General features: G+C 58.4%; 25 protein-coding genes. 14 read left to right on the forward strand and 11 right to left on the reverse strand.

Annotated elements, in window-relative coordinates; translation table 11 throughout:
• Nucleotides 1–83: 83 nt before the first annotated feature.
• The 10 genes from pcsA (at nucleotide 84) to G6L01_RS06435 (ending at nucleotide 12,077) form a co-directional block, all read left to right on the forward strand.
• Nucleotides 84–809: a phosphatidylcholine synthase gene (pcsA, locus tag G6L01_RS06390; protein ID WP_015915968.1), complete on the forward strand. Its 726-nt coding sequence runs from the start codon at nucleotides 84–86 to the stop codon at nucleotides 807–809.
• A 169-nt stretch (nucleotides 810–978) separates the two neighbouring features.
• Nucleotides 979–2,577: an ABC transporter ATP-binding protein gene (locus G6L01_RS06395; protein ID WP_070164654.1), complete on the forward strand. Its 1,599-nt coding sequence runs from the start codon at nucleotides 979–981 to the stop codon at nucleotides 2,575–2,577.
• Nucleotides 2,567–3,664 carry an ABC transporter permease gene (locus tag G6L01_RS06400; RefSeq protein WP_070164655.1) on the forward strand — a complete coding sequence of 366 codons (1,098 nt, stop codon included), beginning with the start codon at nucleotides 2,567–2,569 and terminating at the stop codon, nucleotides 3,662–3,664. Before G6L01_RS06395 ends, G6L01_RS06400 begins: the two co-directional genes overlap by 11 nt.
• Complete coding sequence (locus G6L01_RS06405; protein WP_070164656.1) at nucleotides 3,661–4,578, forward strand: ABC transporter permease; 918 nt, start codon at nucleotides 3,661–3,663, stop codon at nucleotides 4,576–4,578. Before G6L01_RS06400 ends, G6L01_RS06405 begins: the two co-directional genes overlap by 4 nt.
• Before the next feature lie 36 nt (nucleotides 4,579–4,614).
• Nucleotides 4,615–5,688 (forward strand): BMP family ABC transporter substrate-binding protein, encoded by a 1,074-nt coding sequence (locus G6L01_RS06410; protein ID WP_070164657.1) that lies wholly within the window; start codon nucleotides 4,615–4,617, stop codon nucleotides 5,686–5,688.
• An 83-nt stretch (nucleotides 5,689–5,771) separates the two neighbouring features.
• On the forward strand, nucleotides 5,772–6,122 hold the full coding sequence (locus G6L01_RS06415; protein WP_070164658.1) for a pentapeptide repeat-containing protein: 351 nt from the start codon (nucleotides 5,772–5,774) through the stop codon (nucleotides 6,120–6,122).
• A gap of 96 nt (nucleotides 6,123–6,218) precedes the next feature.
• Complete coding sequence (glmU, locus tag G6L01_RS06420; protein ID WP_071206366.1) at nucleotides 6,219–7,577, forward strand: bifunctional UDP-N-acetylglucosamine diphosphorylase/glucosamine-1-phosphate N-acetyltransferase GlmU; 1,359 nt, start codon at nucleotides 6,219–6,221, stop codon at nucleotides 7,575–7,577.
• 215 nt (nucleotides 7,578–7,792) lie between these two features.
• Nucleotides 7,793–9,619 carry a glutamine--fructose-6-phosphate transaminase (isomerizing) gene (glmS, locus tag G6L01_RS06425; protein WP_070164660.1) on the forward strand — a complete coding sequence of 609 codons (1,827 nt, stop codon included), beginning with the start codon at nucleotides 7,793–7,795 and terminating at the stop codon, nucleotides 9,617–9,619.
• A 116-nt stretch (nucleotides 9,620–9,735) separates the two neighbouring features.
• Nucleotides 9,736–10,443 (forward strand): DUF502 domain-containing protein, encoded by a 708-nt coding sequence (locus tag G6L01_RS06430; protein ID WP_070165113.1) that lies wholly within the window; start codon nucleotides 9,736–9,738, stop codon nucleotides 10,441–10,443.
• Nucleotides 10,444–10,601: 158 nt separating this feature from the next.
• Nucleotides 10,602–12,077, forward strand: a complete 1,476-nt coding sequence (locus G6L01_RS06435) for an esterase-like activity of phytase family protein (protein ID WP_420359830.1) — start codon at nucleotides 10,602–10,604, stop codon at nucleotides 12,075–12,077.
• A gap of 69 nt (nucleotides 12,078–12,146) precedes the next feature.
• Here the strand turns inward: G6L01_RS06435 and G6L01_RS06440 are convergent, their stop codons facing one another.
• From G6L01_RS06440 to G6L01_RS06460, 5 genes are read right to left on the reverse strand one after another with little or no spacing between them, the layout of a single operon-like run.
• Nucleotides 12,147–13,028 carry a glycerophosphodiester phosphodiesterase family protein gene (locus G6L01_RS06440; protein ID WP_070164662.1) on the reverse strand — a complete coding sequence of 294 codons (882 nt, stop codon included), beginning with the start codon at nucleotides 13,026–13,028 and terminating at the stop codon, nucleotides 12,147–12,149.
• Nucleotides 13,029–13,063: 35 nt separating this feature from the next.
• Nucleotides 13,064–13,927: an ABC transporter permease gene (locus G6L01_RS06445; protein ID WP_070164663.1), complete on the reverse strand. Its 864-nt coding sequence runs from the start codon at nucleotides 13,925–13,927 to the stop codon at nucleotides 13,064–13,066.
• A complete protein-coding gene (locus G6L01_RS06450) occupies nucleotides 13,927–14,781 on the reverse strand; it encodes an ABC transporter permease (RefSeq protein ID WP_070164664.1) in 855 nt (284 codons plus the stop codon). The genes G6L01_RS06445 and G6L01_RS06450 overlap by 1 nt, the downstream gene beginning before the upstream one ends.
• Nucleotides 14,781–15,821 carry an ABC transporter ATP-binding protein gene (locus tag G6L01_RS06455; RefSeq protein WP_174089199.1) on the reverse strand — a complete coding sequence of 347 codons (1,041 nt, stop codon included), beginning with the start codon at nucleotides 15,819–15,821 and terminating at the stop codon, nucleotides 14,781–14,783. The genes G6L01_RS06450 and G6L01_RS06455 overlap by 1 nt, the downstream gene beginning before the upstream one ends.
• 40 nt (nucleotides 15,822–15,861) lie before the next feature.
• A complete protein-coding gene (locus G6L01_RS06460; RefSeq protein ID WP_070164666.1) occupies nucleotides 15,862–17,091 on the reverse strand; it encodes an extracellular solute-binding protein in 1,230 nt (409 codons plus the stop codon).
• 139 nt (nucleotides 17,092–17,230) lie between these two features.
• On the opposite strand from G6L01_RS06460, the gene G6L01_RS06465 reads away from it, so the two are divergent.
• Entirely contained in the window at nucleotides 17,231–18,379 is a 1,149-nt protein-coding gene (locus G6L01_RS06465) for an ROK family transcriptional regulator (RefSeq protein ID WP_070164667.1), read from the forward strand.
• 12 nt (nucleotides 18,380–18,391) lie between these two features.
• Here G6L01_RS06465 and zigA read toward each other — a convergent pair whose 3' ends face one another.
• On the reverse strand, nucleotides 18,392–19,606 hold the full coding sequence (gene zigA / locus G6L01_RS06470; protein ID WP_070164668.1) for a zinc metallochaperone GTPase ZigA: 1,215 nt from the start codon (nucleotides 19,604–19,606) through the stop codon (nucleotides 18,392–18,394).
• Nucleotides 19,607–19,690: 84 nt separating this feature from the next.
• Nucleotides 19,691–20,623, reverse strand: a complete 933-nt coding sequence (gene znuA / locus G6L01_RS06475; protein ID WP_139190317.1) for a zinc ABC transporter substrate-binding protein ZnuA — start codon at nucleotides 20,621–20,623, stop codon at nucleotides 19,691–19,693.
• Between the two features lie 176 nt (nucleotides 20,624–20,799).
• Here znuA and G6L01_RS06480 point away from each other — a divergent pair, with 176 nt between their 5' ends.
• The 3 genes from G6L01_RS06480 to G6L01_RS06490 are packed head-to-tail and all read left to right on the forward strand — an operon-like array spanning nucleotide 20,800 to nucleotide 22,967.
• A complete protein-coding gene (locus G6L01_RS06480) occupies nucleotides 20,800–21,759 on the forward strand; it encodes an ATP-binding cassette domain-containing protein (protein ID WP_337692691.1) in 960 nt (319 codons plus the stop codon).
• Nucleotides 21,749–22,561: a zinc ABC transporter permease subunit ZnuB gene (znuB, locus tag G6L01_RS06485; RefSeq protein WP_070164670.1), complete on the forward strand. Its 813-nt coding sequence runs from the start codon at nucleotides 21,749–21,751 to the stop codon at nucleotides 22,559–22,561. The genes G6L01_RS06480 and znuB overlap by 11 nt, the downstream gene beginning before the upstream one ends.
• A 7-nt stretch (nucleotides 22,562–22,568) precedes the next feature.
• Nucleotides 22,569–22,967, forward strand: coding sequence for a Fur family transcriptional regulator (locus G6L01_RS06490; RefSeq protein WP_070164671.1), 399 nt, complete (start codon nucleotides 22,569–22,571; stop codon nucleotides 22,965–22,967).
• A 10-nt stretch (nucleotides 22,968–22,977) separates the two neighbouring features.
• Here the strand turns inward: G6L01_RS06490 and G6L01_RS06495 are convergent, their stop codons facing one another.
• From G6L01_RS06495 to G6L01_RS06510, 4 genes are all read right to left on the reverse strand, one after another.
• Nucleotides 22,978–23,505 (reverse strand): gamma carbonic anhydrase family protein, encoded by a 528-nt coding sequence (locus tag G6L01_RS06495; protein WP_070164672.1) that lies wholly within the window; start codon nucleotides 23,503–23,505, stop codon nucleotides 22,978–22,980.
• A 156-nt stretch (nucleotides 23,506–23,661) separates the two neighbouring features.
• Entirely contained in the window at nucleotides 23,662–24,030 is a 369-nt protein-coding gene (locus G6L01_RS06500) for a hypothetical protein (protein ID WP_070164673.1), read from the reverse strand.
• Nucleotides 24,031–24,212: 182 nt separating this feature from the next.
• A complete protein-coding gene (locus tag G6L01_RS06505) occupies nucleotides 24,213–24,512 on the reverse strand; it encodes a hypothetical protein (RefSeq protein WP_156584033.1) in 300 nt (99 codons plus the stop codon).
• Between the two features lie 87 nt (nucleotides 24,513–24,599).
• Nucleotides 24,600–26,024 carry a D-alanyl-D-alanine carboxypeptidase gene (locus tag G6L01_RS06510; RefSeq protein WP_409050038.1) on the reverse strand — a complete coding sequence of 475 codons (1,425 nt, stop codon included), beginning with the start codon at nucleotides 26,022–26,024 and terminating at the stop codon, nucleotides 24,600–24,602.
• Between the last annotated feature and the right edge of the window lie 3 nt (nucleotides 26,025–26,027).

The following is a 26,027-nucleotide window of genomic DNA, read 5'->3' on the forward strand; positions in this document are numbered from 1 at the left end:
GTAAAGCCTGGATGAAAGGTTGCATTTGGGGCAGATTCAGAGAATATCCCCCAACCAATCAAAGGGGTTTCTACCGGCGGATTATGAAGATTTTCAACTATAAGCGCGTACCCTATGCAGAGATGCGCGCGTTTTCCGTGCATATTCTGACAGCCTCCGGCTCGTTCCTGGCCTTTCTGGGGGTCGTGGCCGCCGCAGAGCATCGTTTTGTCGATATGTTCTGGTGGCTTGGCCTGGCGCTGGCCGTGGACGGCATTGATGGGCCGATTGCCCGCAAGGTCAAGGTCAAGGAGGTCCTGCCCAATTGGTCTGGCGATACGCTCGATAACATTATCGATTATGTCACCTATGTCCTGCTTCCTGCGTTTGCGCTTTATCAGAGCGGTATGATCGGCCAGCCCTGGTCCTTCGTCGCTGCCGGAATGATCGTGGTGTCCAGCGCTATCTACTATGCCGATATGGGCATGAAGACCGACGAATATTTCTTCTCCGGCTTTCCGGTGGTGTGGAATATGATCGTTTTCACCCTGTTCGTCATCGATGCATCGGCGACGACAGCGATGATCGTGGTCGGCATTTCCGTGGCGCTCACCTTCCTGCCGATCAGCTTCCTGCATCCCGTCCGGGTCAAGCGGCTGAGACCGCTTAATCTGGCGGTGTTCTTCCTGTGGTGCGGGCTGGGGGGCGCGGCGTTGCTGATGCACTTCCAAACGCCGTCTTTCCTGGTCATCCCCTTCATTATCAGCGGCATTTACCTCTATGTGATTGGTGGAATTCTCCAGGCTTTTCCGTCGCTTGGCCGTAGTTGAAAACAATGCCCTGCCTTAAAAACGGGCAAGACCCAAAAAATAACCTTTCCGGTAGTTGTAAGCGGCAATAAAACCGGTATCAATACATTCAGCAATCTGTTCTTCACGCTAGTCTATGGCGTGAAGGTGTTGAAATGGTTTAGGTATCCGTTTCGTCTCCTTGTTGTGGATGTTCGTCCCGACCGAGGCGGAGCAAGGGGGTCGAGTGTCGCATAGCAAAGAAGTAGCGCCATCTCCGCTGCTTTCGGTTCGCAGCCTGACGAAGCGATTCGGCACATTTGCCGCCTGCGATGGCATCGATCTCGACATTCTTCCCGGCGAAATCCATGCCCTGCTGGGTGAAAACGGTGCGGGCAAATCCACATTGGTCAAAATGCTGTTTGGTGTGTTGACGCCAAGCGCTGGCGAGATCCATTGGGATCACCAAGGTGCCGTCGAGGTCGCTTCTCCAGCGGAGGCCCGCCGCCTTGGCATCGGTATGGTCTTCCAGCATTTTTCGCTGTTTGAAGCGCTAACCGTGGCTGAGAACATCGCCTTGTCCCTGGATAGCTCGGTGTCGATTGGCGAAATCTCCGAACAGGCGCGGACGTTATCGTTGTCTTACGGTTTGCCGCTCGATCCTTCGGCCCATGTCGCGGATCTGTCGGTGGGCGAGCGTCAGCGGATCGAAATCGTCCGGGCATTGTTGCAAAATCCGAAACTGATCATTCTCGATGAGCCGACCTCGGTGCTGACCCCGCAGGAGGCCGATAAGCTGTTTGAAACGCTTGAAAAGCTGCGGGCCGAAGGGCGTTCGGTGCTCTATATCAGCCACCGGTTGGAAGAGGTGCAGCGCATTTGCGATCGTGCCACGGTTCTGCGCCACGGCAAGGTGACAGGCACCTGCGATCCACGCCAGGAAACCCCGTCCACGCTGGCACGAATGATGGTGGGCGCGGATGTCATTGGTGTGACGCCGGATATCGCGGCTCCTGTTGGTGCGGACCTGCTCACCATCAGCAATCTCAGCGTCGATGCACGCACGCCGTTTTCCATGGCGCTGAAGGATGTGTCGCTGAATGTGCGTGCCGGTGAAATCCTGGGATTGGCGGGCGTGGCTGGCAATGGCCAGAGCGAATTGTTCGATGTGCTGTCGGGCGAATATACTGTGCGTGACCATCAGGCCATCCAGCTCTGCGGCCAGCCGGTCGGGCGCTTTGGTATCAACCGGCGTCGATTGATCGGCGCGGGTTTCGTGCCGGAAGAGCGCCATGGTCATGCGGCCGTTACCGGGCTTTCGCTGTCGGACAATCTGCTGTTGGCGCGGCATGGCTCGGATCGTGGTCGCTATGTTTTCGGCCTGTTCGGGTTGATCCGCCACAGTGCCATCAAGTCGTCCACCCGGCAGATTTGCGAGGCGATGGATGTGCGCAAGAGTGGCGAGGACCCTTCCGCCGGATCGCTTTCGGGCGGCAACCTGCAAAAATTCATTGTCGGGCGTGAGCTGGACCGCAAACCGGCGGTGCTGGTCGTCAACCAGCCAACCTGGGGTGTGGATGCGGGTGCGGCCAGCCGTATTCGCCAGGCTCTGATCGATCTTGCGGCGCAAGGCTCGGCTGTGGTGATCATCAGCCAGGATCTGGACGAGATTTTCGAAGTCTCGACGTCGATTGCGGCGATTTCGGAAGGCAGGCTGTCGAAAGTCTATCCAAGCGGCGTGATGAACCGCGAGAAGATCGGGTTGCTTATGGGCGGCTTGCATGGTCTGGAGAGCGCCGATGCGCATTGAACTGGAAAAACGCACCCGCGCGTCCGGACTGTTTACGCTGATTTCGCCCCTTCTGGCGCTGGCTTTGACCCTGTTCTTTGGCGGGTTGATGTTTGCAGCGCTGGGCAAGGACCCGTTCTTTGCGCTTTACAGCTTCTTCATCGCGCCGCTCACCGAGGTCTGGTCGCTGCATGAACTGGCGATCAAGGCGGCGCCGCTGATCCTGATCGCCGTGGGCCTTTCGGTCTGTTATCGCTCCAACAACTGGAATATTGGCGCGGAAGGCCAGTTCACGGTTGGGGCGATTTGTGGATCGATCATTCCGGTGATCTTTTACGAATGGCAATCGCCGTTGCTTTTGCCGCTGATGATGGTAATGGGCATGGTTGGCGGTGCGCTTTACGCCGCCATCCCGGCACTGCTGAAAACCCGCTTCAACACCAATGAAATTCTCACCAGCCTGATGCTGGTCTATATCGCTCAGTTCATTCTGGATTATCTGGTGCGCGGCCCCTGGCGCGACCCGCAAGGCTTCAATTTTCCCCAGACCCGCGAATTCGTCACGGAAGGCATTCTGCCTGCCATCTGGGAAGAATCAGGACGCGCCCATTGGGGCTTTGTCTTTGCCCTGGTTGCGGCTGTCGGCGTCTGGTTGATGATGCGTTACACGCTGAAGGGCTTTGAAATCGTCGTTCTTGGCCAATCGGAGCGGGCAGGGCGGTTTGCCGGGTTTTCCTCCAGGGGCATGGTGTGGTTTTCCATGCTGTTTTCCGGCGCGCTGGCCGGTCTTGCCGGGATTTCGGAGGTTTCTGGGTCGATCAATCACTTGCAGCCGTCGATTTCGCCGGGCTACGGTTTTACGGCGATCATTGTCGCCTTCTTGGGCAGGCTCAATCCGCTCGGTATCATTATTGCCGGTTTGGTTCTGGCGCTGACCTATCTGGGCGGCGAGGGCGCGCAGCTGGCGATCGGCGTTTCGGACAAGGTGGCGCGGGTGTTTCAGGGGCTGTTGCTGTTTTTCGTGCTCTCCTGTGACCCGTTGATTTATTATAAAATCCGGCTGGTGTTCTCCAAAACCCGCTCGTCCGTGGCAGAGGGTGCGAAATGATCCTCGAAGCCATTCTCCTGACGGTTATCACTGCCTCGACGCCGCTGGTTATCGCCGCTCTTGGCGAGCTTGTCACCGAGCGCGCTGGTGTGCTCAATCTTGGCGTCGAAGGCATGATGGTCATGGGCGCGGTCGCCGCCTTCGCATGCGCCTATTCCACCGGGTCACCGCTTCTGGGCGTGGTGGCGGGCATTGTCGCCGGGGCAGTATTTTCGCTGCTATTTGGATTTCTGACGCTGACGCTGGTCACCAACCAGGTGGCGACTGGCCTCGCGCTGACCATACTGGGGCTTGGCGTGTCCGGTCAGTTGGGCGAGAGCTTCGTCGGCAAGCCCGGCGTCAAGCTTCAGGCCATCGAATTTCCGCTGCTGTCGGATATTCCCGTCATCGGCTCTCTGCTGTTTCGGCAGGATCTGATCTTCTATCTGGCGATTGTCCTCGTTATCGGCGTCCACTGGTTTCTGTTCAAAAGCCGGGCCGGGCTGATGCTGCGTGCGGTGGGCGATAGTCCCGCGTCTGCGCATACATTGGGGCTGAAAGTCATCCGCACCCGCTATCTTGCGGTGATGTTCGGCGGTGCCTGTTCCGGTCTGGCCGGGGCGCAATTGTCGCTGGTCTATACGCCGCAATGGGTGGAAAACATGTCGGCCGGGCGCGGCTGGATCGCGCTGGCGCTGGTGGTGTTTGCGTCCTGGCGGCCGGGGCGGGTGCTGGCGGGTGGCTATCTGTTCGGGGCCGTCACCATCGGCCAGCTGCATGCGCAGGCTTTCGGCATCGGATTGCCATCGCAATTTTTATCAGCACTTCCTTATGCTGCAACCATTGTCGTTTTGATCGCGATTTCGCATAATCGGCGCACAACGCTGATCAATACACCTGCTTCTCTGGGAAAGCCTTTCGTTCCGGATCGCTGACCCATCATCTTCACTCTCATGCAATCAGGGGAAACTATGAAAAAACTCGCACTCGCATTTGCGGCCTCCGTCGCCACGATGCTTTCCGTTGCCGGTAGCACCAGCGCCGCCGACAAGACCAAGATCTGCTTCGTTTACGTTGGCAGCAAGACCGATGGCGGTTGGACGCAGGCTCATGAGCTGGGCCGTCAGGAATTGCAGAAGCATTTTGGCGACAAGATCGACACGCCTTTCCTTGAAAACGTGCCGGAAGGCCCAGATGCCGAACGCGCTATCGAGCGTCTGGCCCGCGAAGACTGCAAACTGATCTTCACCACCTCCTTCGGTTTCATGGATGCCACCGTCAAGGTCGCCAAGAAATTCCCGAAGGTGAAATTCGAGCACGCAACCGGCTTCAAATCGGCTGAAAATGTTGCGACCTACAATTCGCGCTTTTACGAAGGCCGCTATATTTCCGGCGTGATTGCCGGCAAAATGTCGAAGAAGGGTGAGGCCGGTTACATCGCCTCCTTCCCGATCCCTGAAGTTGTCATGGGCATCAACGCCTTTGAGCAGGGTGCCAAATCCGTCAATCCGAATTTCAAGATGAAGGTCATCTGGGTCAATACCTGGTTCGACCCCGGCAAGGAAGCCGATGCCGCCAAGGCGCTGCTGGACCAGGGCGTCGACATCCTGACCCAGCACACCGACACCACCGCCCCGATGCAGATCGCTCAGGAGCGCGGCATCAAGGCGTTCGGCCAGGCCTCCGACATGATCGCTGCCGGCCCAACCTCCCAGCTCACCGCTATCAAGGACACCTGGGGCGCTTATTACATCAAGCGCACCCAGGCCCTGCTGGACGGCAAATGGACATCCGAACAGAGCTTTGACGGCCTGAAGGACGGCATCCTGACCATGGCGCCCTACACCAACATGCCTGACGATGTGAAGAAGCTGGCCGAAGACACCGAAGCCAAGATCAAGTCTGGCGAACTGCATCCCTTCACCGGTCCTGTGAACAAGCAGGACGGCACGGCTTGGCTGAAGGCTGGCGAAAAGGCTGATGACAAGACGCTGCTCGGCATGAACTTCTACGTCGAAGGCGTGGACGACAAGCTGCCGAAGTGATCTTGGCCTGACGGTCCGATCCAGTTAAATTGAGCCGCTCGGTCAAGGCCGGGCGGCTTTTTTGCGAACAAGGATATCAAGACATGCAGCTTCATGGCGTGACGGAGCGGTTGGATGTGAAGGATTGCGATCTGTCTGGGTCGGAATTTCTGGATGCCAATCTATCGGGCTGCCATTTTCAGCAGGTCAACGTCTCCGGTGCCCGCTTCGCCGACGGCGATTTGTCCGGCTGGCAGATCGATAAAGCCAATCTCTCGGGTCTGCGGGTCAATGATGTGAACCTGTCTGGCGCGCAAATTCAGAACGCCAATCTCTCCGGTCTGCAAATCGTCGGCTGCCGGATGATTGGAGCCACCATCGATGGGATCTCTATTGAAGAGCTGCTGGCGGCCTATCGTTCCATCCATCCGTCGACCGGTAGCGAAGACGGCTGATATTTCTCCATTTGTAGTTTTCATTCAAGCTGGTAAACAGCGTTCGCCGGTCGTCTTGCCGTGCATGCTGGACCCTATATTGGCTGGAGATACCTGATGAGCCGCACCTGTCTTGCCGTCATTCTCGCCGCAGGCGATAGCACGCGGATGAAATCCGGGATGTCCAAGGTGCTGCATCCGGTGGCGGGCCTGCCGATGATTGCTCATGTGATGCAGACGATTGCCGCCAGCGATATTACCGATGTGGCGCTGGTCGTCGGGCGCGATGCCGATAAGGTGACAAAAGCCGCCAGCATCGAAGGCCTGTCCGTCACCCCCTTCGAGCAAACCGAGCGGCTTGGCACCGGTCATGCCGTTTTGACAGCGCGCGAGGCGCTGGCCCAAGGCTATGATGATATTCTGGTGGCCTATGGCGATGCGCCGCTGATTACGCCAGGTCCGCTGCTGGCGGCGCGTGCGGCTTTGGCTGACGGCAATGACATCGCGGTGATCGGGTTTCATACCGAAAAGCCAACCGGCTATGGCCGTCTTCTGGTCGAGGATGGTGAATTGGTTGCCATCCGCGAAGAAAAGGATGCCAGCGACGAAGAGCGCAAGGTGACCTGGTGCAATAGTGGCCTGATGGCCATCAATGGCGCGAAGGCGTTGGACCTTCTGGGGCGGATCGGCAATGCCAATGCCAAGGGTGAATATTACCTGACCGATCTGGTCGAAATCATCAGGTCTTTGGGCGGCAAGGCGGTTGCCGTCGATGCGCCGGAAGCCGAGCTTGCCGGCTGCAACAATCGCGCCGAACTGGCGGTGATTGAAAAGCTCTGGCAGGAGCGCCGGCGTCACGAGATTATGCTATCTGGCGTCTCGATGATCGCCCCGGAAACCGTGTTTCTGGCCTATGATACGGTGTTGGGCCAGGATGTGCTGATCGAGCCGAATGTGGTGTTCGGGCCCGGCGTGACTGTGGAAAGCGGCGCTGTGATCCATGCCTTCTCGCATCTGGAAGGTGCGCATGTGGCGTCTGGTGCGACCGTCGGCCCGTTTGCGCGGCTGCGGCCCGGCGCCAATTTGGGCGAGGGCTCCAAGGTCGGCAATTTCTGTGAGGTGAAAAAGGCTGAGATTGGCGCTGGCGCCAAGATCAATCATCTCACCTATATCGGCGATGCCTTTATTGGCGCGGAAACCAACATCGGGGCAGGCACCATCACCTGCAATTACGATGGGGTGAACAAGCACGTGACCCGGATTGGCGCCCATGCCTTTATCGGCTCCAACAGCGCCCTGGTTGCCCCAGTGACGATTGGCGATGGCGCGCTGATCGCCTCAGGCAGCGTGATTACGGATGATGTACCCGCCGACGCGCTGGCGCTTGGCCGGGCGCGCCAGGAAATCAAACCGGAGCGGGCAAAAGTTATTCGGGAGCGGAATCTTGCCTTCAAAGCATTCTCAGGAAAAGTGTGAAGCGGTTTTCCGCCCGGAAATGCGTAAAACAAAAGACATAGAGCGTTGTAGCGATTCAACGAAGCGCGGAAATGCTCTAAGGCCATGAAAAAATCCGGTTCCTGATCACGGATATTTTCGTAACGTCACGATATCCAAATTGACCATCCCTGGAATTGAGAAATCCTCCGGAATTGGTAGGACTGGCCTCGCGTGAGCGCGAGAAGGAGAATTGCATGTGCGGTATTGTCGGAATTGTCGGTGACCGGCCAGTTTCGGAACGCTTGGTAGACGCCCTGAAGCGGCTGGAATATCGAGGGTATGATTCGGCAGGTGTCGCGACGCTCGATCATGGTGTGATGGATCGCCGCCGCGCCGAGGGCAAGCTGTTCAATCTGGAAACCAAATTGGCGCAGCAGCCGCTTCCAGGCACGATCGGCATTGCCCATACCCGCTGGGCGACGCATGGCGTGCCAAATGAGGCCAATGCTCATCCGCATTTCGTCGAAGGTGTCGCGGTCGTTCACAACGGCATCATTGAAAATTTCTCTGAGCTGCGCGACGAGCTTGTTGCCGATGGTGCGAGTTTCACCAGCCAGACAGATACGGAAGTCGTCGCCCAGCTTCTTGCCCGTCTCCGCCGTCAGGGATTGGATCATAAGGCTGCGATGCTGGCGATGCTGAACCGGATTACCGGCGCCTATGCACTGGTGGTGATGTTTGCCGATGATCCGACCCAGCTTTTCGCCGCTCGTTTCGGCCCGCCGCTGGCGATTGGCCATGGCAAAGGCGAAATGTTCCTGGGCTCCGACGCCATTGCCCTGTCGCCTTTCACCAACCAGATCACCTATCTGGTCGATGGGGATTTCGCTGTGATCGGCCATCGCACCGCCCAGATCATGGATTTCGCTGGCAAGCCGGTCAAGCGTATCAAGCAGACCTCCCAGGGCAGCGCCTATCTGGTCGATAAGGGCAATCATCGCCATTTCATGGAGAAGGAAATCTATGAACAGCCGGAGGTGATCTCTCACGCGCTGGCGCATTATGTCGATCTGGCCGGCCATACGGTGAAAAGCGACGTGATCGGCCTGGATTTTGCCCGGCTGCGGGGGCTGGCGATTTCGGCCTGCGGGACGGCCTATCTGGCAGGCCTGATCGGTAAATACTGGTTTGAGCGCTATGCGCGCCTGCCTGTTGAAATCGACGTCGCATCTGAATTTCGCTACCGGGAGATGCCGCTGTCGCCGGATCAGGCGGCGCTGTTCATTTCGCAATCGGGCGAAACCGCCGATACGCTGGCCTCGCTGCGCTATTGCAAGGAAGCGGGGCTGAAAATCGGCGCGGTCGTCAATGTGCAGGAATCGACCATTGCCCGCGAGGCCGATGCTGTCTTTCCAATTTTGGCCGGGCCGGAGATCGGCGTTGCCTCCACCAAGGCCTTCACCTGCCAGCTCGCCGTCATGGCGTCGCTGGCGATTGCCGCCGGTAAGGCGCGGGGCCTGATCGGCAACCAAGAAGAAAAAGAGATGGTGCGGCATCTATCCGAACTGCCGCGCATCATGAGCCGGGTGGTCAACCTGATCCAGCCGCAGATGGAAAGCCTGTCGCGGGACCTGTCGAAATTCAAGGACGTGCTCTATCTCGGTCGCGGCACCAGCTATCCTCTGGCCTTGGAAGGGGCGCTGAAGCTCAAGGAAATTTCCTATATCCATGCCGAGGGCTATGCTGCCGGTGAACTGAAGCATGGTCCGATTGCGCTGATCGATGAAAACATGCCTGTTATCGTCATCGCTCCGCATGACCGGTTCTTTGAAAAGACCGTCTCGAACATGCAGGAGGTGGCGGCGCGCGGCGGCAGGATTATTTTCATCACTGATGAGAAGGGCGCTGCATCCTCCAGGCTGGAAACCATGGCGACCATCGTTCTGCCCGATGTCGCGGAAATCATTGCGCCCATGGTGTTTTCATTGCCGATCCAGTTGCTCGCCTATCATACGGCGGTGTTTATGGGGACGGATGTCGATCAGCCGCGCAATCTGGCGAAATCCGTCACGGTTGAGTGATCGATTTTTTTGCGGTGCACCTTGTCTTGGCGGGCAAGGTGCCGCACAGTTTGGCCATACTGCTTCGCTGTGCGTCTATGCGGCGAAGCAGGCCATTTCATGAAAAATCGGATCATATGTCGGATAAACCAGAACGAATTTCTTTTGCCAGCCGGCTAAGGACCAATTTCCTGACCGGCATGATTATCTGTGCGCCTTTGGCAATCACCGTCTGGCTGACCTTCACCTTCATCGATTGGGCCGACAGCTGGGTGACGCCCTATATTCCGCAGCGCTACAATCCGGAATATTACTTCAATATCGCCATTCCCGGCACCGGCCTGGTGATTGCGGTGGTCGGCATCACCATGATCGGCTTTCTGGGGCGCAATCTCGTCGGGCGCTCCATCGTCAATTTCGGGGAGTCGATCCTCAACCGAATGCCGCTGGTTCGCACCCTTTACAAAAGCCTGAAGCAGATTTTTGAAACGGTGCTGAAGGAACAATCCAGCTCCTTCAAAAAGGTCGGGCTGATCGAGTTCCCCGCTCCCGGCACCTGGGCCATGGTGTTTGTCGCCACCGAAGTGACCGGCGAAATCGCTGCCCGGCTGAATGAGGAGGGCGAGGAGATGATCGCTGTCTTCATGCCACCCACCCCGGTGCCAACGGCAGGTTTTCTGATGTTTGTGCCGCGCAGCCGCCTGAAACTGCTGGACATGACGCCGGAAGAGGGCGCCAAGCTGCTGATTTCCGGTGGATTGGTCATGCCGGAATGGAAACCGGCAACTGGCGCGATTGCCGTGGCACCGGTGGCGGATGTCGCAGGTGGAAAAGCGGGAGCGTAGGCCCTCGGCGAAATGCTCGTTTGCCCGCACATGCCTGTCACGATCCTGTCACGGGAAGCTTCTAATGGCCCTGATGGGGGAGCAGTGATGCGGCACACAAATGCCGCCTCACCATCAAAGGCTGAGGGCTGCCCCGATTGATGCAAAGGATCGGGACGATGATATTTTCACGCAAGGCAATGCTTCTGGCCGCAACATTCGTGGTTTCTTCGGCGGGAATGACTCTGGCGGAAGGAACGGTCAGCGCCAACGGGGTAACGATCGCCAACAAGGGTCTGGTCGCCATTGGCCGCATCCCAGCCAATGCGCGCGACAAGTTCAAGGAAACCTTCGGTTCCGGCTCCGGCATGGCAATGGATCTGACCCAGTGGAAAAAACAGGGCGAGAGCTATTCCGGTTCACTCTGGCTCCTGCCGGATCGTGGATACAATGTCGAAGGCACGACGGATTATAATACCCGGATCAACAGAATTGATTTCACCCTCGCGCCGACACCAGCTGGGACCACTGCGCCGGCTGACCAGCAGCAGAAGGGTGTTGACGCAAAGCTTGCCGATACGATCCTGCTGACGGACGGCGAGGGCAAGAGCCTGACCGGTCTTGATCCTGAATCCGGCATTCGCGCCGCGACCAAGACATTGCCAGCCTTGCCGCAAGCGACCACGGGCAAGATCTCGCTCGATCCGGAAGCCGTCGTTCTGTTGAAGGACGGCTCGATGATGATCAGCGACGAATATGGTCCCTATATCTATCACTTCTCGGCTGCGGGCAAATTGCTCTCAGCCACCCAGCCGCCAAAGGCTCTGCTGCCGATGCGCAAGGGTGAGCTGAACTTCTCGTCCAACAATGTTGGCGAAGGCGGCAAGAAGCCAGACCCGAAAGACCCAGATAGCGGTCGCCAGAACAACCAGGGCCTGGAAGGCATGTCGCTGACACCGGATGGTAAGTTCCTGATTGCGCTGCTGCAATCGGCAACCCGCCAGGATGGCGGTGATAGCAGCTCCACCCGCATGAATACCCGCGCTCTGGTTTATGATGCCGCCGATATGGATCATCTGAAGCTGGTGCATGAATATGTCGTGCCGCTGCCGACCTTCGATAACAAGGGCAAGGTTGCGGTTGCCGCCCAGAGCGAAATTCTGGCGCTGTCGGACAAGACGTTCCTGATGCTGGCGCGTGACAGCAATAATGGCCAGAGCATGAAGGGCGATACATCGGTTTACCGCAAGATCGATCTGGTTGATCTGTCTGCTGCCACCGACATTGCCAATGGCGAGTTTGACGATGCAAAACCGGTTGCCCCGAAGGGCGTGGTGGATGCGTCCGTCAAGGTTGCGGCGGTCACGCCCTTTATCGACATGAACGACGACAAGGATCTCGCCCGTTTCGGCCTGCACAATGGCGCGCCGAACGACAAGAATAATCTCTCTGAAAAGTGGGAAGCCATGTCGGTCGCCCCGGCGCTCGATCCGTCGGCCCCAGACGATTATTTCCTGTTCGTCGCCAATGACAACGACTTCCTGACCCAGGATGGCTATCAGGTCGGTGCTGCCTACAAGGCTGAAGGCGGCGCTGAGGTTGATACCATGTTCCAGGTGTTCCGCGTGACCTTGCCGGGCATGACTGCCAAGTAATTATCGATCAAGGCTACTCGCTAATAAACGCCGTGCATCCGAAGGGATGCACGGCGTTTCCGTTTATGCTTACGCCTGTCTGGCGTTCAGCCAAGCCTTGAATGCTTCGACCTCGTCGGTCTGGATGGCGCCGACGCCTGCATTTGCTAGTACGGTCCAGACACCGTCCGCATCGACCAGGGCGCGGGTGTCGTTGAAGTCAAGGCAATGCGAGACGTCGAGCGTGTTGATCCAGACGCGGATGTTTTGGCGCTCCAACTCGGCCCGTGCATGGGCGATATCGGCGATATCCGTGAATTTTACTTCGATCATCGGCGCCTTGAGGCTCTCGATGCGGCGCAGGTCTTCGGTAAACCGGCCCTGACGTACGGGAAACATCGGCATATGCGGAATCTTCCCGAACCAGTCGGCATCGACAATATTGAAATGGTCCGCGTCGAGATCGATGTCGGTCTTGACCAGAACCTGATCGGCAATGTTCATCCGCAGCACCGTTTCCATCACTTGCGGCAGATCACGGGTGAATTTCGTGTCGATATTGACGGTAATACGACCACGGACTTCCTCGAGAATTTCCTCAAGTGTCGGAACGCATTCCTCCGTTATATCAGCCTCCGGGCCGCCCGCGCCGCTGCGCAGCTTTGCTTGACGGATGACATTGAACGGCAATTCACTGACCGTGCCGCTGCCGGTCGTTGTTCTGTCCAAGGTCGCATCGTGAATAACCACGAGATGACCATCGGCGCTGGCCTGGGTGTCGATTTCGACCATATCCACCCCCTGGGCAATCGCTTCCCGGATCGAGGCCAGCGAGTTTTCCGCCGTGCTCTTCCACAGGCCACGATGGGCGATGGTCAGAATGGTGGGATTGGTGCGCGACGCCATTTCGGCAATCGAGCAGGGACGGGTGGCCAGTGATTGGTGCGCAAGCGTGAACGTCTGGACAGGCATGGGTTGGACTTTCGGCTGTTACGGTTTGGGAAAAATCAGATCTTGCCCATGCCTGCCGCCATCAGGTCGTCGCGCAGGATGCGACCGGCGATGATGAAGACGATGAGGGCTGGCAAAAGCAGGATGAAGGAAACGATGGCGGCCAGCGGCAGCTGCATCGAATAGGGGTCGAGATACATGTAAAGCTTGATCGGCAGGGTCTGGACCACAGGCGCGCCGACGATGAAGGATTTGTCGAATTCCTCGAAACTGCCGATGAACGACATCAACCCGCCCGCCAGCAACCCGGGTACGGCCAGCGGCAGGATGATATGCGCGACAATGCCAACTGTTCCGGCACCGAGCGAGCGGGCCGCATGGATCAATTCGTCAGGAATGGTCTCAAGCGTTGCGGTCATCAGCCGGATCATTAACGGCAGTGTGCCGACGATCTGGACGATGATGACGCCAGCCACCGAATAGGCAAGGCCCAGTGCCAGGAACACCTGGCCGATGCCGACCGCGACCACCAGGCCGGGAATGATGACCGGCGCGAGAATGAAGATCTCCACCAGCCGTTTCAGCCGGAAGGGAAAACGGGCCATGGCCCAGGCCGTCGGCAAGGCAATGATTGCCGTTGCGAACGTGACCGTGAAGGCGATGGCAAGGCTGGTGGCCATGGCCTGGATCAGGCCTTGATCGCTGAGCACGCTCGTCCAGCGGCTGGCCGTATAGACTTGCGGCAGCACATGCGGCGGCTGCCAGCCATCGGCAATGCTCCAGACAAACATCAGGGCAAGCGGCAGGGCGATGGCCAGGGCAAGTGTGGCGAACAGGCCGATGGAAACCAGCAGGCGGTCTTCGGGGCGGAACATGCGGCGCTTTGCTGTGGCAGGCGGGGCGAGCTCAAGAACAGCCATCACGCATTTCCCCGCGCATTGCCAGCGCCGATCCGGCTGGTCAGGGCATAATAGGTCAGGAGAACGACGACCGCGAACAGGCTGAGCACCATGCCCATCGCATAGACCTGCTCGAACCGTCCCTGTTTGAACTCCTGCACCATCAGGACAGAGAGTGGCCGCGCCGTCGGTGGGCCGACGATATCGGGAATGGCATAGGAGCCCATCGAGCCGATGAAGGTCAGGAGAATGGCGGCGGTAATGCCCGGCATGGCAAGCGGCACGTCCACAGTCAAGAATGTCCGAAGCCGGGATGCTCCAAGCGTGCGGGCGGCAAAGCGGATATCCTCGGGAATGGCGGCAAAGGCGCTGGTGATGATCAGAGTCATGAATGGGATCTGCTTCCAGGAACTGGCCATGATGACACCAGCGCCTAGATCGTCACGGACCAGTTTTGGCAGGGTAAAGCCGAGTGGTGCCAGCAGGCGGTCAAAAAAGCCGCCACGCTCGAAGACGACGATGATCATCAGACCGACGATGATACTCGGAACGGCCATCGGCAGCTTGTAAAGCCCGCCGAACAGTTTGCGCCCAAGAAAGCTTTTGCGCAGCAGAAGCGCCAGCGGCACAGACAGCGCCAGCGAGACGAAAACCGGCATGACGCCGTAATAGATTGAGGTGGACAAGCCGCGCAGCATGGAGGGCCGGGTGAAGATCCGCTGATACCAGCTTAGCGTAAAGCTGCCATCTTCCAGCCGGAAGCTGCCGACCAGCGCCGATAACAGCGGCAGGCCGAAGAAGAACAGCAGGTAGCCGACCCCCGGCAGGAGCAATAGCAAGAGTTGGATTGAGCGGCGGCGAAGCAGCAATGGCATCAGGCGGCCTCCATCGACGGCTGGTCTTCGAGCAGATGCACGGCATCGTGGAAAGTCAGCGGGACCCGGCTGCCGGCTTCTATCGGTGTGCCGCCACCCGACTGGCTGATCTTGATCCCGACAGCACCGATATCGGCGGTGTAGAGGATATTGGCACCCATGAATGAAACAGAGGTGACGGTTGCCGATCCGCTCTCGTCGCGCTCGATGCCGATATTTTCCGGGCGGACCGAAATCTGCATAGGACCGACGGCGGGACGGTCCAGCACCACGTTCTGGCCCCAGGGCAGCAATGCATCCATGCCGGAGGCCTTGACGGAGAGGAGATTGGTCTGGCCGAGGAAGCTGGCGGTAAAGGCCGCTTTCGGCGCCCGGTACAGCTCCAGCGGCGTGCCGATTTCGACAACCTGACCGCCATTCATCACCACGATCCGGTCGGACATCGCCATGGCCTCGGCCTGGTCGTGGGTGACGTAAAGGCTTGTCGCGCCGATGCGGCGATGCAGTTCGACCAGCTCGTGGCGAAGGCTGTCACGCAGCTTGGCATCGAGATTGGAGAGCGGCTCGTCAAACAGCAAAAGTCTGGGCTGCATGACGATCGCGCGGGCCAGCGCCACGCGCTGCTGCTGACCGCCGGACAATTGCCGGGGCATGCGATCCACCAGGGCGCTGAGATTGCAGATCTCCAGCACATGAGCGATGCGCCGCGCCCGCTCGTCTTTCGGCACATTCTTCATCTTCAGGCCGAAGCCGAGGTTCTTGGCGACCGACATATGCGGAAACAGCGCATAAGATTGGAACACCATGGCGATATCGCGCGCTTCGGGCGCAAGTCCATCAATCCGCTTGCCCGCCAGCCGGATTTCGCCGCCGGACGCCTCGCTGATGCCCATCAGAATGCGCAGCAGCGTCGATTTTCCGCAGCCGGAGGGACCGAGAATGGTGACGAATTCGCCCTTTTCGACGGCAAGTGAAACCGGATGGAGGACGCGAGCTGACCCGAAATCCTTGGTGATATTGTTGATGTCGAGCTCACTCATGTCTTTGCCCCTGTTCGTCGTGTATCAGGCTTTTCCAGCATTACTGGTTCAGGACTTTTTCATCGAGCGCTTCGGCAAGGGCGGTCGACATGTCCCAGAAGGCAGGCACCGACAGACGAGGGTAGACACTTTTCGGCAGGACATGATCCTGTAGAGCAGCCGGGATCAGATCGTTGGTGATATCGGTGCGCGGTGAGCGCGATGCCTTGGTTTCCAGCTTGAAGGTCTGGAATTCCTTGCTCATCGCCATATCGATCAGCAGCAGGGCAGCGGCGACATGCTTGGCATTGGCGGGGACGAACATCGCGTCACCGGAGCCGACCTGTCCCTTTTCCAGCAGCGTCAGGCGGAAGGTTTCGGGCAATTGCTTGTTGCCGAGAAAGCTCATCACCTGATCTTCCCAGACCGTCCCCATATAGAGCTGCTGGTTGTTGATCAGGTTCAGCGTATCGGCATTGCCATTGGTCAGTTCCGCAGCCTTCAGCAGGCGACGGTAATAGTCCCAGACAGGCGTCAGGCATTCGGATGACATTGCCCAGTCCTCGGCCTGCTGGCGGGTCTGGCTGTAGTCGGTCAGGGTCTTGCGGCAATCGCCGGTCAGGTAATTGAGCGCGACGGAGTAGATGAAACCACCGCCCGATCCGCCCTTGGCGGGCAAGGTGACGCCGAGGCGCTTCGGATGGCTCTCGGCCCAGGCCAGAAGTTCATCGAAACTCTTGGGAACGTCGGCAGGCTTGACGAAGGCACTATCGTAGCCGATCGCAGTCTGGTTGAGATGGACGAGCGGATAAGCCCCGCCATGTTGGCGTCCGAACAATGTTTGAGCCAGAATCGGATCATAGGTCGCCATGTTGGGCAGAAGGGTCGTCAGCGGGATCTTTCCGACCACACCCTTGGATGACAACAACGGATAGCTGCCGCCGCCGTCAAAAAAGGCATCGACCGGTGCGTCGTGCCCCGATGCCTGGACGGCGATCAATTGCTGGTCAGCCTGATCGCCGTTGACGTCGCTATAGATGACCTTAATGCCGTATTTGGCCTCGAACATGCTGGTCAGTTTCTTCCATGTCTCTCCGAAACCACCGGCGTAATTATACATTGTCACCGTTCCCTCGGCTTTGGCGGCGGGAACGACGATGTCGTAGAAATTCTCTCTTGTGACATTGGAGAGATCGAAATCCAGGTTTTTCATATTGGTTTCGGCGCTCAAACACGGAGCGACGGAAGCGGCGAGCGTCAGGGCCGCGATGGCCAGGAATTTCATCTGCATTGGAGGTCTCCATCAGAGCTGGATCAATTGCAGGGTTAATAATACACTTTGGGTGTAATATTTGTGACAAGTCTGGAAATTTGTGCTCGCGGTCGAGTTGCGATTGCCTGACCGCGAGACGCCGGATAGATATTCAACCATGACGACCCAAGCCAAACAGCCCTCTCGCTTTGACAGAAACCCGCTTGCCAGCGAGAACGAACGCCTGATTCTGGACATCGTTCGCCGTCACGGACCAATTGCCCGATCAGTCATCACCGCCCATACCAACCTGACCCAGCAATCGGTGCATCGGTTGATCGAGGGGCTGATCGAGCGCGGTTTGCTGCGCACCGGCGCGCCGCTGAAGGGTACGCGAGGCCAGCCAAGCCCGACCATCGAGCTTGCGGTGGAATCTGTGGCGTCGCTGGGCATATCGATCAACACCGATTCGGCGATTATCTGCCTCGCGGATTTCAGCTGCGGTGTCACTGCCCAGAAGAAACTCAATCTCCTGCCGCTTAGCCGCGAGGCAACCCTTGCTGCCTTGTCACGGACCTTGGACGAGATGCTTGAGGCTCATAATCTGCCGCGCGAACGGCTGCTTGGGCTGGGATTTGCCATGTCGGGCTTTTCTGTTGCGGATGACCGGATATTCAATGCGCCGGAGCCCTTGCAGGACTGGTCGTTGATGGATCTTCGCCCGGTCCTTGAACAGACGTTTCAGCTTCCCGTCTGGCAGGAGAACAACGCGACCACGGGCGCTATCGGCGAAAGCTTGCAAGGTGTGGGGCGATGGTGCCAGACCTTTGCCTATCTGTCGTTCAACTATGGCTTCGGTGGCGGGCTGATCCTCAACGGCCAGCCGTTCTACGGATTCCATGGCAATGCCGCCGAATTATCCGGGATTTACGACCCGACCGAGGCACCTCGACGTCCAGCATTGCAATATTTGCTTCGGAGCCTTCAAGACCACGGCATCGAGATTGATTCCGTCGATACTCTTTACCGGACATTCGACCCAGGTTGGCCAGGTGTGGAGGCTTGGCTGGAGGCAACCATGCCACAGGTCGAACGGCTGGTGGCGGTTTTGATCGCTGTGATAGATCCGCAGACCATCGTTTTCGGCGGTCAATTGCCGCCAGCGCTGGGCGCGATGATGATCGAAAGATGCCCGATGCCCTCGCAGCGGGTTCACCGTTACGGCGTCGGGCCAAAAGAGGCCCGACTGGTGCTCAGCGAAGTGAAGGGAGATGCCGCAGTCATCGGTGCGGCGCTTCTGCCACTCAAGATGCGGTATTTTATTTAAACCAAAGCAGGTTCAAGCCTCCGCAAATTGCGGCGCTGCCCAGTTGGGGAATGGGTCGCGCATATCGCGCCAGACACCGGGGGTGAAGCGATCCGCAGGCACCAGACAGGCGTCCAGCCGAGCGCGGATTTCGGCCTCATCCATGGGGTCAGCACCGATAAACACAAGTTCCTGGCGTCGATCACCCCAGATCGGGTCGAGATAGGGTTTCATGGCATTGAGGAAACCCTTGTCCTGCGGCCATTGCTGCTTGGGTACGGAGGCCCACCACAGGCCCATGCGCCCGGTGCGCACCAGCGGTCCGGCCTGGCTCAGTTCTCCGACATGATGGGGCCGGGTTGCCAGCCAGAAAAACCCCTTGGCGCGGATCACGCCCGGCCAGTCGCTATCAATGAAATCCTGGAATTTCAGCGGATCGAATGGGCGGCGGGCGCGGTAGACAAAGCTTCGAATGCCATATTCTTCTGTCTCAGGCACATGGTCCTTGAAGCCGTGCAATTCCTTGAACCACAGCGGATGGGTCTCCGCCCGGCCAAGATCGAACCGCCCGGTGCCCAGCACGTCCTTCGGTTCGATCTGGCCAAAATCGGTCTCGATAATCCGCGCATCCGGGTTGAGGCCGACAATGATCTTGCGGGCAGCATCCAGCCGGGCAGGGCCGGCAGTTTCGGCCTTGTTGAGCACCACGACATCGGCAAACTCGATCTGCTCGACCAGAAGGTCAACGAGCGTGCGGTTATCGTCTTCACCTGCGGTTTCGCCCCGGTCGGAGAGGAAATCGCTGGAACTGTAATCGCGCAACAGGTTGGCGGCATCGACCACCGTAACCATCGTATCCAGCCGGGCGATGTCGGAGAGGCTGTTGCCGTCTTCGTCACGAAATTCGAACGTGCTGGCAATCGGCAGCGGTTCGGCAATGCCGGTCGCCTCGATCAGCAGATAGTCGAACCGGCCGGAATCAGCCAATTGCCGCACTTCCGTCAGCAGGTCTTCGCGCAGCGTGCAGCAGATGCAGCCATTGCTCATTTCCACCAATTGCTCGTCGGTGCGCGATAGATTGGCACCGCCATCACGCACCAGGGCGGCATCGATATTCACCTCGCTCATGTCATTGACGATGACCGCGACCTTCAGCCCGGCCCGGTTGCCAAGAATATGATTGAGAACCGTGGTTTTACCGGCACCGAGAAAGCCGGACAGCACAGTCACGGGAAGCTTGTTGTCCATCTTCAACTCCTTAATGTAATAACATTACATTGATGGTTCTGAAAAAGGCGAGCAGAGGCGCTCGCCTTTTGGTTGTTGCGTCTGTCAGCCCTTCAGGCAGGTGGTCATGGCGGTTGCGAGATCCGTCATCAGGGCGGGATAGAGGTCAGGGCCATCAGCTATTCCCGTGCCAAGCGGGTCAAGCGTGCCGGTACGGGCATTGCTGCCTTCAGACACCACCTTGATCAGTTTCGGCGCAAATTGCGGCTCGGCAAAAATGCAAGCCGCGTCCAGCGATTTGACCTTGGCGTGAATGGCGGCCACACGTTCAGCGCCGGGAGCCTTTTCCGGGCTGACGGTGACGGAGCCGGCAACCGTAACATGGTAGCGGTGCTCGAAATATTGATAGGCGTCATGGAAGACGATGAAAGGCTTGTCCTTGACCGGGGCCAGCATGGTGGCAATCTGCTTGTCCATGGCATCGACCTGCGCCTGGAACTGAACAAGATTTTCGGCATAAAGCGGAGCATTGGCCTTGTCCGCGCTGCTCAAGGCTTCGGCGATGGTTGCGGCCATCGCCTTGGCATTGTCAGGGTCGAGCCAGATATGCATGTCATTGATGCCATGCTCGTCTTCATGGTCATGCCCGTGGCCTTTGTCGTGGTCATGTCCATGCCCGGCTTCGTGCGCATCGCCATCGTCATGGGCCTCGAAAGGACCACCCTCGCGCAGGGGCAGCAGTTCCACGCCCTTGGCCTCGGCCAGCGCCACCACTTTGGCCTTGCCTGCCAGCGCATCCAGCGGCTTGTCGAGAAAGGTTTCCAGCCCCGGCCCGACCCAGAATATCAGGTCGGCCTGTTGCAGTGCCTTGGCCTTGGAAGGCTTCAAGCTGTAATCATGCGGGGAACCGGCACCTTCGACCAGAAGATGCGGCGTGCCAGCTCCTTTCATGATCGCGGCGACGATGGAATTGACCGGTTTGATCGAAGCAACCACATCAGGGGCGGCGACGGCTATGCCGGGCGCGAGCAGAAGCATGGGGATAAGGCTGAGCAGGGGCATTGTCTTCACAGGCAAGGCGGTCTCCAATTTATATATGCGAAAGCAAGGACAGTTCCTTGTATGGGACATGTAATGTTATTACATTGATTGCGTAACGCTATAACGTGTGTCATAGCCGGTTGCAACACTCAATCTGTGGAGTTTCGGTATCCGTGTTGAAGGTGCTGGGTGAAAAGCCATTGGTGACATTGCGCAATGCCGGCATCAGGCGCGGCGGGCGCTGGCTGGTGCGCGGTGTCGAGCTTTCGATCCGCAAAGGGGAGCTTGTCACCCTGATCGGCCCAAACGGATCGGGCAAATCGACAACAGCGAAAATGGCGCTAGGCGTGCTGAAGCCCGACGAGGGTGAGGTGTTGCGTGAGCGGGCGTTTACGGTTGGTTATGTGCCGCAAAAACTGAGCATCGACTGGACCATGCCGCTCACTGTAGACCGGCTGATGACCCTGACCGTCAAGCTTTCGAGGGCGGAGATCGAGGCTGCTTTGGAGGCCGTCGGCATTTCCCATCTGCTGCGCGCCGAAGTTCAGCATTTGTCCGGTGGCGAATTCCAGCGGGCGCTGCTGGCGCGTGCTCTGGCCCGCAAGCCGGACCTGCTGGTGCTGGATGAGCCGGTGCAGGGTGTGGATTTTGCCGGTGAAATCGCCCTTTACGAATTGATCGCCGATATCAGGCGCAAGACCGGTTGCGGCGTGCTGTTGATTTCACACGATCTGCATATGGTGATGGCCGAGACTGATATCGTTGTGTGCCTGAATGGCCATGTCTGCTGCCGTGGCACGCCGGATGTCGTTAGCCAAAGCCCGGAATATCAGCGGCTGTTCGGGGCTGCTGCGGCGCGCACGCTTGCCGTCTACAATCATCGCCATGATCATACGCATCTGCCGGATGGCCGGGTCCAGCATCTGGATGGATCGGTGACTGATCACTGCCATCCTGATGACGGCCATCATCATGGCATGGGTGAGAAGGGCCATCATCATGGCCGGAGTGAGGAGCACCATAATCATCATCACGATGACGCGCTTGAGGTTGAAGAGAACCATCACGATCATCATCACCACGGCGAGGGGCCATCGGTGACTTCGGGAAGGGGTGACCGTCATGATGGATGATTTCTTCGTTCGGGCTCTGCTGGCAGGAGTCGGGCTGGCGCTCACGGTTGGGCCGCTTGGCTGCTTCGTGATCTGGCGGCGCATGGCTTATTTCGGCGATACGATGGCACATTCCTCGTTGCTCGGCGTGGCGCTGTCGCTGCTGTTTTCCGTCAATCTGACGCTCAGCGTGTTTCTGGTCGCGGCAATTGTCTCGCTGCTGCTGTTGCTGTTGCAGAACCGGCGCGGGCTTTCCGCCGATGCGCTGCTGGGTATTCTCAGCCACGCGACGCTGGCCATCGGCCTTGTTTTGGTTGCCTTCATGACCTGGGTGCGGGTCGATTTGATGGCCTATCTATTCGGGGATATTCTGGCCGTGACGCCGCAGGATATCGCCACCGTCTGGATTGGCGGGCTCGGCGTCATCCTGTGCCTTTGCCTGTTGTGGAGGCCCTTGCTGGCGGCCACCGTCAATGAGGATGTCGCTGAGGCGGAAGGCTTGAAACCAGCGCGGGCCAGGCTGATCTTCATGCTGCTGATGGCCGTGGTGATTGCTATCGCCATGAAAGTCGTCGGTATTCTGTTGATTACGGCGTTGCTGATCATTCCGGCTGCAACCGCCCGGCGGTTTTCCATGACACCGGAAATCATGGCGGTTCTGGCGTCGGTCATCGGTGCGGTTGCCGTGGTTGGCGGCCTGTTCGGGTCACTGACCTATGATACGCCCTCTGGCCCCTCTATCGTGGTGGCCGCCCTTGTCCTGTTTATTCTCAGCTTGCTGCCGATACGCCGTTTTTCAACGGCTGCCGTGAAGAAAGGATGATCGTCCGATGTCCACACCGCAATTGACCCGCAATCAGAGCCTGGTGTTTCAGGCGCTTGAAAAAGCAGATGGCCCGCTTTCGGCCTATACGATCCTTGACAAGCTACGCGACAGCGGTTTTCGCGCCCCGCTACAGGTTTACCGGGCGCTGGAAAAACTGCTGGAATTCGGCCTTGTCCATCGGCTGGAGAGCCTCAACGCTTTCGTTGTCTGCTCCCACCTCCAGCATGATTGCTGCGACCATGGAACCGTGGCCTTTGCGATCTGTAGCAAATGCGGGCAGGTCAAGGAGTTTCACGATCACTCCATCGACCATCGACTGGGCGATTGGTCGAAGGGCCAGGGTTTCAAGGCCGAGAAAACCACAATCGAAATTCGCGGTATCTGCGCGGAGTGCCTCGTCTGAAATTACTGTTTCAGAGCGGTTTCAGTTCCCTGGCGAAGCATTGCCAGTTGGCGATGTAGTTTTGCGCGGAGCGCTTGAGGCCTTCCACGGCCTTGTCATCGAGAGTGCGTATGGCGCGGGCCGGTGAGCCGACAATCAGGGAGTTGTCGGGAAATTCCTTGCCCTCGGTAATCAGCGCATTGGCACCGATAAGGCAGTTATTGCCGATCCTGGCGCCGTTCAGAACAGTAGCGCCCATGCCCACCAGCGTGTTGTTGCCCAGAATGCAGCCGTGAATGATGGCATTGTGGCCAATTGTGCATCCTTGGCCGATGGTTGCCGGAAAGCCCATATCGGTGTGAATGGTGACGTTTTCCTGCACATTGGAGCCTGCGCCGATGGTGATTGGCTCATTGTCGCCCCGCAGCACCGCACCAAACCAGATGCCAACATCCTCACCGATGACCACATTACCGATGACCTGCGCATTGGGTGCGACCCAGTAACGGTCGGCGGAAGGCAGATGCGGTTTTAGATCCCCGAGGGTGTAAAGCGGCATGATGGCAGGTCCTTTTATCGATCTGCCACCGATCTTTCGGGATAAGCCCAAGAAAAGCAAGAGCTTTGAACCTGATGGGAAATGGCGATACATGCCGCGCCATGGCAATGAGATCCGGGCCGGGCGTGCGTGTCCGGCCCTGTCACGACGGATATGTCAGCGGACGTAGAGCACGAAGCTGCCATCGGATGCTTCGTCGGCGTAAATCACATTCTTGAGCTCTACATTCTGTGACAGCAATTGCCTGCGCAGAACCGGGTTTTCGCGAATGGCGGCCTGGACGTCACGCGCTTGCGGGCTGCTAGGCGTCAGAGACCCGAGAAAGTCCTGAAATGTGTCGTGCTTTTCGATCTCATCCGGTGTGCTGATCATGATGCGGGGATTGTGAGCTCTTGCCAGCGCCCTGTCAGCAGCAGACATGGCTGCATGGCTGGCTCCAGTCATCGCTGCGGTTGCGAGAACGGCGGCAAGAGAAATTTTGGCAAAACGAGACTTGGCAGTGCGAGAGTTGGCAATGCAAGACATGGGTTCACTCCTCCAGGAACAAAACCGGCGAGAAAAACTCGTTAGCCGGTGAAGGAGATCCTCGCGCTTAATCCGATCAAATCCAATTCACCAGCGAGTGAGATTGGATTAATTCTTGGTCATGTTCGCCGAGGCAGCGGACATGTGATCTGCTCAAACTTGCTCGTTCGGGGCCTATGGTTTTACCGCAGCCGTAGCTTTACCGGTACCCGACGGGAATGCGGGTGCAGATGCAGGTGAATACTTGCTTCCGGCTGAGAATAGCGCCATGCACGCGCACCGTGGCAGAGGAGCAGGTTCATCAGATCCCGCGTCTTGGCACGCGGCTTGTTGATGCCATCGGCCAGCCTTATCGCCGCCTCATGCAGCGGGTTGAGGCCGGCGCGCGGGTTGAAGCGAAACGCCGGATCACCGCCAACTGCGTGTTCGGCTGCCTGGTCCACGACCTGGCCGGTGTTCAGGTGGTTTTCATTGCTTGCCATGATTACATCCTCGTACGCATTACATTTCGAGGTGAACTGACCGGACCTTGCGCAAACACCTGCGCAGGCCACGGTAAGACAGAGTGACTACTGCATTGCGGCCCAGCAGCTGACGCCTGCCTTTTTCAGGCGATTGCAGGCATTGATCGCAGATTTCTGATCATCGAAGCCGACGAACCGGGCACGATAAACCTGGGATGCTCCCTCGCCATAGGCCATGGCGAAAGGTCGCGCACCCTTGAGTGAAATACCGCTCTTGGCACGGGCGCTTTTCAGCAGGTCCATCGCCGCTTCCTGGCTACCCGAAACACCGATCTGGACGGTCCAGCCAGAAGGTGCCGCAGCTGGGGCCTGGGTGGAGAACGTGACTGTATGGTCGACATCGGCTGGCGGCTTGGGTCCAGATGACTTGGAATGGCGCGATGCACTTTTGCGGGTCTGCGGCATGGGAGCCGCTTCTGTTTCCAGGGCCTGGCTTGCCTCCGCTTGCTTGGCAAGAGCGGCAACCGCATCATTGGCGCCTCCGCCACCGGCATAAGCTGTTTCGCTCAGGCTTCCCGTATCATAGCGTCCGCCCGGCACGGGTACGCCGGATTGAGGCAATTGCGGTGCAACGGCGGTTTCGCGGGCGACAGGTGCCATCGGCTCCGGTACGGTGCTTTGGCGGGCAATAAGCGGGCTTGCGCCACCACGACGGGATGCTTCCGGCAGATAGGTTGCCATCAGTTTCCGCATCTGGTTGTCGCGTGCGGCGCCGGAGGCACCACCCAACACCACGCCAACCACGGATTTGCCGTCGATCTGCAAGGAGGTGACGAGGTTGAAGCCGGAGGCATTGGTAAAGCCGGTTTTGATTCCGTCGACGCCGCGCACCGAGCCGATGAGGCGATTGTGATTGCCGATCACCTGGCGGCCATAGGTGAAGCTGCGGGTGGAAAAGTAAGCGTAATATTGCGGAAAATGCTGTCTTAGCGCCATGCCCAGCCGCGCTTGGTCGCGGGCCGTGGTCATCTGGCCGGAGTTTGGCAGGCCATTCGCATTGCGATAGGTGGTGCGGGACATGCCAAGTGCGCGCGCCTTGGATGTCATCATCTGGGCAAACCGAGCCTCGGAGCCGCCGAGATATTCGCCGAACGCTGTTGCCGCGTCATTGGCGGAGCGGGTGACGAGGGCCTGAATGCCTTGCTCTACGGTAAAGCTGCCGCCGGGCCTAAGGCCAAGCTTGGATGGCGGTTCGGAGGCAGCATGGGCTGACACGGGAACAGAGGAGTTCAACCGGATCCGGCCTTTTTCCAGCGCTTCGAAAACCAGATACAGGGTCATCATCTTGGTGAGCGATGCCGGATAGCGCAGGCTGTCAGCATCGGTGGCGCGCAAAACCTTGCCGTTATTCACATCCACGACGATGTCGGCATAGCGCGATGCAGCGGCGGCCTCAGAAGCCGGAGCCACCAACGTGGCGCAGACCAGAGCCACGGTGAGAGAGACACGCATGACAGGCCGAACAATCATGTT

Source organism: Agrobacterium vitis, assembly GCF_013337045.2.
In the GTDB taxonomy this organism is placed as follows: Bacteria; Pseudomonadota; Alphaproteobacteria; order Rhizobiales; family Rhizobiaceae; genus Allorhizobium; species Allorhizobium vitis_B.